Consider the following 11,618-nt stretch of genomic DNA (forward strand, 5'->3'; position numbering starts at 1 on the left):
CCGGGGACGCCGTGAACCCGGGAGGAAGGTACAGGGCGTAGCTCTCGGAAGGAGAGTCGGCGCACGGGACGCGGTCGACGACGACTCCCACGGGGAAGGGAGCGGCGGCGGCGGCCGCCGCCGCGAGAACGAGGGCCGCCACGCTCCCACGCATCCGCGGATTCTACGCGGCCGCCGGGAGGGCCCGCCCGGTGCCCGGCCTCCTCGACGTATCGCCGCGCCGGCGAAGGTTGATATCGTCCGCGCGTGCTCTTCCCGCCGAAATGACGACCGTTCTCTCGCGCATCGAAAACGTCCTGCGCGCGTGGGAGAGGCGTCCGTGGCCGGGGCTCCTCCTGGCCGCCTGCCTCCTCGCGTTCGCCAACGGAATGACCGGCGACTTCACGTACGACGACAAGGCGATCGTCCGCGACGACCCGCGCATCCAGGAATGGGGGAACCTCCCGCAGATCTTCACGACGCACTATTTCGGGGGATCTCTGGCGACGGGCACGTCGTACCGGCCGGTCGATCTGCTGTCGTTCGCGGCGAACTATCTCGTTCACGGCCGGTATCTCTTCGGTTACCACGCGGTGAACGTGGCCCTCCACGTCGCGAACACCTGGCTGCTCTTCTTCCTCTTCCGCCGCCGCTTCGGCGAAACGACGGCGGGGATCGCCGCCCTCCTCTTCGCCGTCCTCCCCGTCCACGTCGAGGCGGTCACCTCGATCGTCGGCCGCGCCGAAGTGCTCGCCGCGTTCTTCCTCCTGCTCGCGTTCTTCGCGGCGGCCCGCGCGCGCCGCCGGGGCCGCCGATTCCCCGTCGCGGCCTGGACTCTGTATTTCCTCGCGATCCTGACGAAGGAGAGCGCCGTCGTCTTCCCGGGGCTGATCTTCCTCTACGATCTCGCGGCCGACGAGGGATCGTTCGCGCGCCGCTTCGCCGCGCGGCTTCGCCGGCACGCGCTGTTCTACGCGGGGTTCGCGGCGCCGCTCGCGGCGACGTTCGCGATCCGCATCGCGGTCCTCCACGGCTTCCTGATCTCGAAGCAGGCGGGATTCTTCGAGCTGGAGAACCCTCTCGTCTCTCTCCCGACGCTTTCGCGCCTCGCCAACGCCGGCGCGGTCATGCTGCGGAACCTCGGCAGGATCGTCTTCCCGGCGCACCTCTCGGCCGACGAATCGGCATGGCAGCTGCCGATCGCGAAGCCGGGAGACGCGCTCTTCTGGGCGGCGCTCCTCGCGGTCGGCCTCCTCGCCGGATCCGGAATCGCGCTCTTCCGGAGGCGTCCCGCCGCGGGATTCGGGATCCTCTTCTTCTTCGTGGCGGCGCTCCCGACCTCGAATTTCCTCTTCGCGACCGGAACGATCATGGCCGAGCGGCTGATGTATCTCCCTTCGGCCGGAATCGCGGTCGCGCTGGCGGCATTCCTGCCGGGCGACGCCGCGGCGCTTTCGCGCCGGCCGGTGCGGGCGGCGGCCCTGGCGGCCGCGATTCTCCTCCTCCTCTTCCGGACGATTTCGCGGAACCCGGTCTGGGAGAGCGACGAGACGCTCTTTCGGAACCTGATTCTCACGTCGCCGAACAGCGCGAAGGCTCACTACGACTTCGCCTATGCGGAGGCGGACCGGCGCCGGCATCGCACCGCCTACGATCAGTACGCGGTCGCGACGGCGATCTACGCCCGCTACTACGACGCGTGGGCGGGCCGCGGGAGGATGGCGGGGGAGCTCGGCGACCTCGCGGAGTCGGTCGAAGACGGACGGAGATCGGTCGCGATCTTCCCCCCGTACGAGAACGGGTGGTTCACGATCGGCGATTCCGCGGAGCGGCGGGGCGATTTCGCGGCGGCCGACGCCGCGTACGCCGAGGGTCTCCGGAAGTGCCCGACCTCGTTTCCCCTCGCGTACCACCGCGCCGCATTCCTTTTCCGCCGAGGCCGGCTCGACGAGGCGGTGGAGGCCTACCGGCTGGCGATCTTTCTCAGCCCCGACATGGCGCTGAATCACGAGGACCTCGGGCGCGTCTTCTTCGCGAAGGGGTGGACCGAGAAGGCGGAGGTCGAGTGGGAAGCGGCGCTGGACGATTTCCCGACCGACGGCGTGGCGCTCTCGGGGCTCGCGCGGATCGCCGAGGAGCGGGAGGACTTCGACGAAGCCGCCGAACTGCGGGTGACGCTCTTCGACGCGAGCCGCGACCGGTCGGACCTGCTGGCGCTCCTCGTCGATCTGCCGCGCGCGCCCGAGACGTCGCGCGACGTCTCCCGGCGATGGGCGGCGTGGAGCCGGCGGCAGCCCTCGCTCTTCGCGGAACCGGCGATCGCCTCCCGGCGGCCGCCCTCCTCGTCCGCGCTCAGCGCGGTTCCGGGCCGGGCGGGGGCGGCTCCTCCGGCGCGATCGGCGTATCGGCGGAGCATCGCCGCTGGGCCGCGAGGTGAGGATGCGTCCGCTGATAGCGCAGGATCAGGCCGTGGACGAGGAAGTACGTCACGGTCGCGGCGAGCGCCGACGCGACGACGGAGCCGACGGTGAGCGCCGCGAGGTAATTCCACCCGCTCCCCCGCAGCGTGTGCCAGAACTTCTTGTGGAGGATCTCCCGCCACGGGAGGCGGGGAGCGAGCGACGGGGAGAGGCGGAGAATCTTCTTTCCGAGGAACTCCTCGAACGTGATCACCGGCACGACCGTCCACGGATTGACGACGAAGGTCCCCATCACGACGTCCACCTTCGAGAGGCCGAGCAGGAAGGCGAGACCGAGGGCGATCAGCGTGTGGAATCCGGTCAGCGGCGTGAAGAAGCTGATGGCGACGCCGAGGGCGAAGGCCGCGGCGATCCGCTCGGGCGGGTCCTCCTTCCCCATCAGATGGAGGATGAAGCGCTGCCATCGCCCCGAGAAGATGCTCATGCGAGGTGGTCGTATCCGCGCTCCGGCACCGGGCGGCGGCGGCCGCGCTCCTCGGCGAACACTCCCCGCCCCCGCTCGACGCGCCCGACTTCGGAGACCGGAGTCGCGAGACGGCGGCCGAGCGCGACGATCGCCGGGGCGCGGCGCGGGGACGCCGTGAAGAGGAGCTCGAAATCGTCGCTCGCCGCCGTGAGGACCCCCGAAGGGATCCCGGAGAAGACGAGCTTCACCCGGGACGCGCGCGCGAGCCGGTGCGCGTCCTTTCCGAGCCCGTCGGAGACGTCGATCATGGCGGTCGCCCAGCGCCGCCGCGCGAGGTCCCGCGCGAACGCGATCCGCGGTTCCGGATCGAGGTGGGGCTTCTCGCGCCGCGCCGGGGCTTTCCCCGCCCTTCGTTTCCGGAAGCCGAGCGCTTCGGCCGCCGCGCCCGCCGTCCCGGTCGTGAACAGGCGGTCGCCGGGAACGGCGCCCGAGCGGAGGACCGGCCGCTTCGCCCTTCCGACGAGGCAGATCGTGACGAACGTCGCCGGGGCGCGGGAGAGATCGCCTCCCCACAGGGCGGCCCCGAACGGGCGCATCTTCGCGAGAACGCCTTCCGCGATGCGTTCGGCGTACGAGGCGACCCGGCCCGGCCCGAGGCCGATCGTGAGGAGGTATCCCTCGGGGTCCGCTCCCATCGCCGCGAGATCGGAGAGGTTGGCCGCCGCGGCCCGGCGGCCGATCGCGCGCGGACGCTCGCCCCGCAGGAAATCGATCTCCTCGACGAGGGTGTCGGTCGTGATCGCGTAGCGGCCGCGCGCCGCGTCGATCACCGCGGCGTCGTCGCCGATTCCGACGGCGAGCCGGATTCCCTTTTCGCGCCGCCGCGGAGCCAGGCGCCGCGCGGCCGCGGCGAGCCGGGCCGTGAGCGCATCCTCCCCGCGAAGGGGGCTCATGCGGAGGGACGCGGGGGCTCGGGCGGAAGCGGGCCGCTCCGTTTCCTCGGGACGGGCGGTTCGGCCGGCGGAGCCGGCGCGGCCGGCAGGAGCGCCGCCGCGAGAACCTCGTCCACGCTCGAAACGTAGCGGATCTCGAGCCCCGCGAGAACGTGCGGCGAGATCTGCTCGACGTCGCGGCGATTGAATTTCGGCAGCAGGACGTGGCGGATCTTCGCTCGCTTGGCGGCCAGGACCTTCTCCTGGACGCCGCCGATCGGCAGCACCTCGCCGCGGAGCGTGATCTCGCCCGTCATCGCGAGGTCCTTGGAAACCGGGCGCCCCGTGAAAGCGGAGATCATCGCCGTCGCCATCGTGATGCCGGCGGAAGGTCCGTCCTTCGGGATCGAGCCCTCCGGAACGTGGACGTGGAGGTCGTGGTTCTCGAAGTACTCGTCGGGAATCGAGAGCTCCTGCGCGTGCGCCTTGGCGTAGGTCAGGGCCGCCTGGGCGGATTCCTTCATCACGGCGCCGAGCATTCCGGTCAGCAGGATGCCTCCCTTCCCCTTGACGACGCTCGCCTCGATGAAGAGCACGTCGCCGCCGACGGGGGTCCACGCCAGCCCCGTCGCGACGCCGACCTCGTCCTTCTTCAGGCGCTCCTCGGAGAAGAACTTCGTCGGTCCGAGCATCCGCGCGGCGACCGCGGGCGTGATCCGGAACTTCGTCTTCTTCCCGCGGGCGACCGCGACGGCGACCTTCCGGGCGACGGACCCGATCTCGCGCTCCAGGTTCCGCAGCCCCGCTTCGCGCGTGTACCCCTCGATGATGTGCCGCAGGCCGGCGGTCGTGAACTCGATCGCGTGCTCGGTCACCCCGTTCTCGTCGAGCTGCTTCGGGATGAGGTGCTGGCGCGCGATCTGGAGCTTTTCCCCTTCCGTGTATCCCGACAGCGAGATCACTTCCATCCGGTCGAGGAACGCCGGCTGGATCGGGTCGAGCATGTTGGCGGTCGCGACGAAGAGGACGCGAGACAGATCGTACGGGACGCCCAGATAGTGGTCGCGGAAGGTCGAGTTCTGCTCGGGATCGAGCACCTCGAGGAGGGCCGAGGAAGGATCGCCGCGGTAGTCGGCCCCGAGCTTGTCGATCTCGTCGAGCATGAAGACGGGGTTCGAGGTTCCGGCCTGCGAGATTCCCTGGATGATCCTTCCCGGCAGCGCGCCGACGTAGGTGCGGCGGTGCCCGCGGATCTCCGCCTCGTCCCGCACGCCCCCGAGCGACAACCGGATGAACTTGCGGTCGAGAGCGCGCGCGATCGAGCGGCCGAGCGACGTCTTGCCGACCCCCGGCGGTCCGACGAAGCAGAGGATCGGCCCCTTCATCGTCTTTTTCAGCGTCTTGACCGCCAGGAACTCGATGATGCGCGCCTTGATCTTCTCGAGGTCGTAATGATCCTCGTCCAGGATCCGGCGCGCGCGGTCGAGGTCCGACGCGTCCGTCGAGTAGGTTCCCCACGGGAGGCCGGTCATCCAGTCGAGGTACGTCCGGATGATCGCCGTCTCGGCGGAGTCGGGATGGCTTCGTTCGAGGCGCTTGATCTGCTTGCCGACTTCCGCGGCCGCCTCCTCGGAGAGCTTCTTCTCGCCGACGAGACGGCGGTAATGCTCGATCTCCTCCGAGAGCTCTTCTCCTTCGCCCAGCTCCTGCTGGATCGCCTTGAGCTGCTGGCGCAGGAAGTACTCGCGCTGCGACTTGTCCATCTCGCCGCGCGCCTGCGACGTGATCTCCTGCTGCATCGTGAGGACGTTGATCTCCTTGAGGATCTCTTCGTTGACGAGGCGCAGGCGCGGGATCGCGTCGACGGTCTCGAGGACGCGCTGGGATTGCTCGGCCTTGAGCTCCATGTTGGAAGCCGCGAGATCGGCGAGACGAGCGGTGTCCTCGAGGTTGGCGGCGATGAGCATGACCTCGGGCGAGATGTTCTTGCCGAGCGTGACGCTCCGCTCGAGGTTCTGCTTCACCCCGCGGACGAGGGCTTCCTCCTCCGGAGCCAGACGCTTCGACGGCTCCGGCTCCGGAACGCGCGTCACCTTCGCGCGGAAGTAGGGATCCTGCTGGAGGAACGAGTTGACGCGCGCCCGGGAGACTCCCTGGACGAGGAGGCGGATCCGGCCGTCGGGGAGCTTCAGCATGCGCATGATGGCGGCGAGCGTGCCGACGTCGTGGAGGTCGCCGGGAGCGGGGTTCTCGTTTTCGCTGTTCTTCTGGAGGGCCAGCATGATCACCCGCTGCTCCGCGAGGGCCGCGTCGACGGCGTTGATCGACTTCTCGCGGGAGACGGAGAGCGGCACGATGATGTAGGGGAAGACGACCATGTCCTTCAGGGGCAGAACGGGAACGATGTCGGGGATCGGGATCTCTCCGACGGACTCCGCCGGTTTTTCGAATTCCCTGTCGGGCATCACGAGTTTCCTTCCGAGATCCGGATCTGGATCTCGACGAACCGCCGGCGCTCCGTGGCCACTCTCGGAAGAGCGACCGTCAGGAGACCGTCGCGGAGCGTCGCGGAGGCCTGTTTGAGATTCACGGGGTAGGGGATCGGGACGATCTTTTCGAAGTCGCCGAAGAAGCGCTCCATGCAGAGGAACTTCGCGCCCTCCCCCTCCTGGGGTTCGGCGCGCTTGACGCCGCGGATCCGCACGCGGTTGCCCTGGGCCGCGACGGAGAGGTCCTCGGCGGAGAGTCCGGGAACCTCCACGATGATGCGGACCTCGTCGGCGTCTTCGAGGACGTCCGCGTTGGGGTCCCACGCCGCGGCCGTGGCGAGCGCCGCACGCTGGTTCTCGAGGATCCCGGAGAAGAGGCGGTTGAGCTCCGACTGGAGGCGCGTGATTTCCATGAGCGGCCCGAACAGGCCGGCGCGTCTCAAGAAGGGCTCTCCGTCGCCCGGGTGTTCCCGGCTCCCGCGTCGGGCTCCAGGCGCGGGGAGACGCGAGCGAGACGGGATGCGGGCCCGGCTGCCGCGTCCCGAGGCGTACCGGCGGCGCACGTCGGACGCGCGCCCGTATTCACTCGATGGATCGCCGCGCCCACTATCTTGCTCCCTTGGGCTGGCGGCGGCCGCTCAGCAGCGTCTTCAGCTCGTCCAGGAACTCTCCGACGTCCTCGAACTGCCGGTAGACGGACGCGAAGCGTACGTAGGCGACTTCGTCGAGTTCCTTGAGGCGTTCCATGACCAGAGAGCCGATCTCGCGCGTCGTCATTTCGCGATCGGCGCTCTCGTGGAGCCGGTTCTCGGCCTCGTCGGCGATCGCGTCGAGGCGGGCCGAGGGGATGGGCCGTTTCTCGCAGGCGCGTGAAAGGCCCGCCCGGAGCTTCTTGCGGTCGAACGGCTCGCGCCGCCCGTCGTTCTTCACGACCATGTAAGGGATGTCCTCGATCGTCTCGTAGGAGGTGAATCGGCGGTTGCAGACGGTGCACTCGCGGCGGCGGCGGATGAATTCGCCGTCACGCCCTTCGCGGGAATCGACCACCCGGTCTTCCAGCCCTCCGCAAAAAGGGCACTTCATCCGGCTAATCTATCCGATTCGCAGTTTCCCGCCGCGGTCGGCCGGCGGGAGCGCAGAAATCCGCCCGTTCGCGGGAGCGGGCCGTTTCGGGATCAGCGCGGCTCGTCGGCGGCGGTTTCGGCGAGGGCCGCGAGAGACTCGCGTTTCCGGCGCGGTCCCGCCGCGAAGAGCCAGAATCCCAGGACCGTCACCGGCGTGAAAGCGATGAACCAGTAGACGATCGCCAGCCCGGTCGCGGCGTCGACGTCGATTCCGTAGAAGAGCGTGAGCGCGACCTGGCAGAGCTTGTGGAAGCCTCCCACCCCTCCGGGCGTGGGGATCGCGAGACCGATCAGCGTCGCGACGACGATCAGGATCGACGCCGCGGGCGCGAGCGGCAGCCGGAACGCCCGGAAGAGGAACGCGACCTGTCCGCACACGATCGTCCAGAGCAGAACGGAGAGGAGCGCGGTCGCGGCGAGCGTCGGCCCGTGACGAACCGGGCGCATGCCGTCGAGAAACGACGAGAACGCGTCTTCGGCCGGCTTGCGGAGCCGGGCGGGAAGCCACCGGGTCATCCGCGACACGAGCTTTCGGGCGCCCTGCCGGCGTCCCGTCGCGACGAACGCGATCGCGAAGAAGACGGCCGCGCCGGCGCCCGAGACCAGAGCGAGCGCCCGCATGCTCGAAAAAACGGCGGCCGCGTGGCCCGAGAACGCCGGGTGGAGGCCGGGCCAGAGACCGTAGACGAGAAAGAGGGCGAGGACGGTCGTGAGGTCGAAGACCCGCTCGAAGAGGACCGACGCCACGCAGGCCGAGAGCGGCACTCGGGTCCGCCGGGCGAGAACGACCGGACGGACGACCTCGCCCGCCCGGGCCGGGAGGACGGTCGAAGCCGCGAACCCGATGCACGTGGCGGCGAAGGTCGGCCCGAAATCGACCTCGCCGACCGGCCGGAGCAGCACCTGCCAGCGCCAGGCCCGCAGCGGAATCGCCGTGAGAGCGCACGCCAGGGAGAGGAAGAAGGGAATCGGGGCGACCTGGGCGATCCGGCGGGCGACGTCGTGGAGATCGACCCGGGCGAGGAAGAAAACGAGCAGCGCGACCGCGAGCGCGACCGAGGCGACGACCTTCCCCCGGTGCGCGTTCCCCATGCCGCCTTCTACCATGAACGACCGTGTTTTCCCTTGACTTTCTTGGACTTCGCCCCGAAAATGACTCCAGCTTTATCGGTCGAAACGAGCTCAACTGCGGAGGGTGAAAATGCGTCGATTGGCTCTCGGGCTCCTCGTTGCTGTTTGCCTCGCGGCGTCTTCCGCGCCTTCGAGGGCGGCGACGCTGTTCGGAAATATCGACAACCCGCCGTCCGGGCCTTCGATCGTCGACGGGGCCAACTCCGCCTTCCTCGTGCAGGGGTGGGTGGTCGGAAGCGACGGAGTCGGTCGCGTGGACGTGCTCGTCGACGGCCAGATCGTGACGAGCACCAACGCGTTCGGCCAGAGGCCGGACGTCAACGCGGCGTATCCGGCGCTCCCGAACTCGCTCAACTCCGGCTGGTCCGTCTACATCGACTCGACCGCGCTCCTCAACGGGATGCACACGATTTCCGCCGTCGCCGTCGGGCTCTCCGACGGCAGCTCGGCGCCCGACACGGCCGACCTCGGCAGCCGGCAGGTGCAGGTCGACAACGCCAGCCTGAACCTCCATCCGTTCGGCGAGCTCCAGTATCCGGTCGACGAGTCCACGATGCGATCCATCTGCGGGAGCGCCGCCCCGTCGGGACCGACCGGCTGCGAGTTCTCGCCGTGTCCCCCGGGCGGGGGACCTCCCCCCACGGGAACGATCAAACGCGCCGATCTGAACATCGTGACCGGCTGGGTCCTCGACACCGGCGCCCGCTCCGATGCCGGCCAGACCGGTTACGTGCAGCTCCTGATCGACGGCGTGATCATCGCCGACACGCGCCAGGACTGCGTCGAGCTCTCCGGCGCCTTCACGAACTGCTACGGCCTCAACCGGCCGGACGTCGAGAGACTGTTCCCCGGGTTCGTCAACTCCGACAATGCCGGATACGTCTTCAGCTTCGCGGCCGTGGACGACGGCACGGGACATCTCGTGCTCTACACTCCGTTCGGCAGCGGGCTCGATGACCAGGACGTCAACGTCAGGAGCATCACGACGATCGTCCCCGGCAAGCACGACATTTCGATCCGCGCGGGCGACGTCGCCGAGACGGTTTCGCTGATCGGCACGCCGATCTCCGTCAATTTCACGACGGGTTGCAACGGCGTCACGTCGATCGATCAGTCGGCGTTCGGAAACATCGAGACGCCGGTGAACCAGCAGGTCCTGACCGGCACCGCCGAGATCTCCGGCTGGGCCTTCGATCCGGACGGGTACTCGTGCCACTCGACCAACTCGCTGTCCCACATCGACGTCGACGTCGACGGACGCTACACCGACATCGTCACGAAGCAGCCCTGCGGGATTCCGTGTCCGCCGGACACCAACTGTCTGGTCGTCAACCCGGACTGCCAGCCGTCGGCGCCCGGCAGCAACGACGACAACGCGCCCGCCGACTGGTGCCTCATCCGCGCCGACGTCCCGGTCCACGACATCCGGGTGCCCGCGTCGTTCCTCAGCAAGAATCCGCCGTGCAACGACACGGCGGCGTCGTGGACGGCGGGCGACGCGAAGGTGGGCTGGTCGTTCGCGCTCGACACCACCCAGCTCGCCAACACGGCGCACGACCTGAACGTCTACGCGTCGGATTGCCGCGGCTACCGGACGCTGATCGGCCGGCGGAAGTTCGTGGTCTTCAACGACCCGAGCCGCCAGAAGGTCACCGCCGCCGCGCATCCCGCGCCGGCCCCCGCGACCGTGCAGCGCCACCCGTAAACGTCGCGGGAGACGCATCGAGCCGGTCGGCGCGCGGTCTGGCCGGAGGCTGGGCGGACGTTCATCGGTAAGGTTTCGCCGATGGACGTCGACCGGCATTACGGCCGGCTCGCGCCCGGCTTCGGCGTCGACGGCCAGCCGACATTCGGCCGATCCCGGGTAGGAGCTTTTCCGTCCGGGAGCAGCGAGCGGTCGGCGCAGGGCATTGCGATTCCCATCGTCCGCTCCGCTGGGAGCATGGCGTTGCGGATCGCGGGGGCTCTCGCATCGTGAGAGCGATCGCCGAAGTCGCCGAGGCTATGACTCCGCGACGGTCGCGCCGCGCTAGCGCTTCTTGAAAGCCCAGGCGATCGCGATCCCCAGCAGATACAGCACCACCATCGGCACCGCGAAGACGCACTGGGTCATCATGTCCGGGGTCGGCGTGATGACGGCCGCGACGATGAAGATGATCAGCACGGCGTACTTGAACTTCGCGAGCAGGAACCTTTCCGTGACCAGGCCGAGGCGGGCGAGAAAGAAGACGAGGATCGGGAGCTCGAAACAGAGGCCGAGCCCGAAGATCGTCTTCGACGCGATCGACAGGTATTCGTTGATGGTGATGACCGGCATGAACCCGGTGCTCGTTCCCATCCCGACGAGGAACTCGCACACCCGCGGAAACGCCACGAAATAGCCGAACGCGCATCCCGTCAGGAAGAAGACCAGCGTGACGAGCAGGAACGGGATCGCGTACCGGCGCTCGCGGCGGTAGAGAGCCGGGGAGATGAAGAGCCAGACCTGCCAGAGGAGGAAGGGGGACGCGATGATGATCCCGCCGTAGAGCGCCACCCGGAAATACAGGATGAACGGCTCCGGCATCGTCGTGAACGCGAGATGGGTTCCCTTGGGGAGGTAGGGCTGGATCGGCCGCTCGATCCAGCGAAACAGCGTCGGCGAATAGGTCCAGGCGCCGATGAACGCGACCGCGATCGCGAGGATCGACCAGATGAGCCGGCGGCGGAGCTCTTCGAGGTGGTCGAAGAACCCCATCCGGGGGAGCTCTTCGTTCGGCTCCCGGTCGCGATTGTCGACGATCGGCAAGGACGTGGAGGCCGCGCCCGTTTATCCCGGCTTGACGGTCGGATCGACCGCCGGCGGGGGGGGAGCCGGAGCGGGGGGAGGCTCGATCTTCGCCTCTTCCTTGAGGCCGTCCACCTCCCGCTGGATGCTCTGCTTGAAGTCGTCGGAAGCTTTCTTGAACTCGGCGAGGCCTTTTCCGAGCGACTTGCCGATCTCCGGGAGCTTCTTCGGACCGAACACGATCAGCGCGACGATGAAGATCAGGATGAGCTCCGGCATTCCGATGGACCCGAGCATGGGCACCTCTTTT

Annotated in this window: 9 protein-coding genes and 1 pseudogene; 2 read left to right on the plus strand and 8 right to left on the minus strand. The window is 68.7% G+C overall.

Annotated features, from left to right (window positions below):
* Window positions 1–368 precede the first annotated feature (368 nt).
* Window positions 369–887, plus strand: a pseudogene (locus VFS34_04505) (glycosyltransferase family 39 protein).
* 1,444 nt (window positions 888–2,331) lie between these two features.
* On the opposite strand, the gene VFS34_04510 reads toward VFS34_04505, so the two are convergent.
* The 6 genes from VFS34_04510 to VFS34_04535 form a co-directional block, all read right to left on the minus strand.
* Complete coding sequence (locus VFS34_04510) at window positions 2,332–2,883, minus strand: DUF2062 domain-containing protein (GenBank protein ID HET9793702.1); 552 nt, start codon at window positions 2,881–2,883, stop codon at window positions 2,332–2,334.
* Window positions 2,880–3,818, minus strand: a complete 939-nt coding sequence (thiL, locus tag VFS34_04515; protein ID HET9793703.1) for a thiamine-phosphate kinase — start codon at window positions 3,816–3,818, stop codon at window positions 2,880–2,882. Before thiL ends, VFS34_04510 begins: the two co-directional genes overlap by 4 nt.
* Window positions 3,815–6,262, minus strand: a complete 2,448-nt coding sequence (gene lon / locus VFS34_04520; GenBank protein HET9793704.1) for an endopeptidase La — start codon at window positions 6,260–6,262, stop codon at window positions 3,815–3,817. The genes thiL and lon overlap by 4 nt, the downstream gene beginning before the upstream one ends.
* Window positions 6,262–6,729 carry an Hsp20/alpha crystallin family protein gene (locus VFS34_04525; protein ID HET9793705.1) on the minus strand — a complete coding sequence of 156 codons (468 nt, stop codon included), beginning with the start codon at window positions 6,727–6,729 and terminating at the stop codon, window positions 6,262–6,264. The genes lon and VFS34_04525 overlap by 1 nt, the downstream gene beginning before the upstream one ends.
* Before the next feature lie 163 nt (window positions 6,730–6,892).
* Window positions 6,893–7,369: a transcriptional regulator NrdR gene (gene nrdR, locus VFS34_04530; protein HET9793706.1), complete on the minus strand. Its 477-nt coding sequence runs from the start codon at window positions 7,367–7,369 to the stop codon at window positions 6,893–6,895.
* Window positions 7,370–7,461: 92 nt separating this feature from the next.
* Window positions 7,462–8,502, minus strand: a complete 1,041-nt coding sequence (locus VFS34_04535) for a lysylphosphatidylglycerol synthase transmembrane domain-containing protein (protein ID HET9793707.1) — start codon at window positions 8,500–8,502, stop codon at window positions 7,462–7,464.
* Between the two features lie 109 nt (window positions 8,503–8,611).
* Between VFS34_04535 and VFS34_04540 the strand changes: the two genes are divergently transcribed.
* A complete protein-coding gene (locus tag VFS34_04540) occupies window positions 8,612–10,246 on the plus strand; it encodes a hypothetical protein (protein ID HET9793708.1) in 1,635 nt (544 codons plus the stop codon).
* A 324-nt stretch (window positions 10,247–10,570) separates the two neighbouring features.
* Here the strand turns inward: VFS34_04540 and tatC are convergent, their stop codons facing one another.
* Window positions 10,571–11,329, minus strand: a complete 759-nt coding sequence (gene tatC / locus VFS34_04545; protein ID HET9793709.1) for a twin-arginine translocase subunit TatC — start codon at window positions 11,327–11,329, stop codon at window positions 10,571–10,573.
* 21 nt (window positions 11,330–11,350) lie between these two features.
* Window positions 11,351–11,605, minus strand: a complete 255-nt coding sequence (locus VFS34_04550; GenBank protein HET9793710.1) for a TatA/E family twin arginine-targeting protein translocase — start codon at window positions 11,603–11,605, stop codon at window positions 11,351–11,353.
* Window positions 11,606–11,618 lie beyond the last annotated feature (13 nt).

The sequence above is a fragment of the Thermoanaerobaculia bacterium genome (assembly GCA_035717485.1).
Classification (GTDB): Bacteria; Acidobacteriota; Thermoanaerobaculia; order UBA5066; family DATFVB01; genus DATFVB01.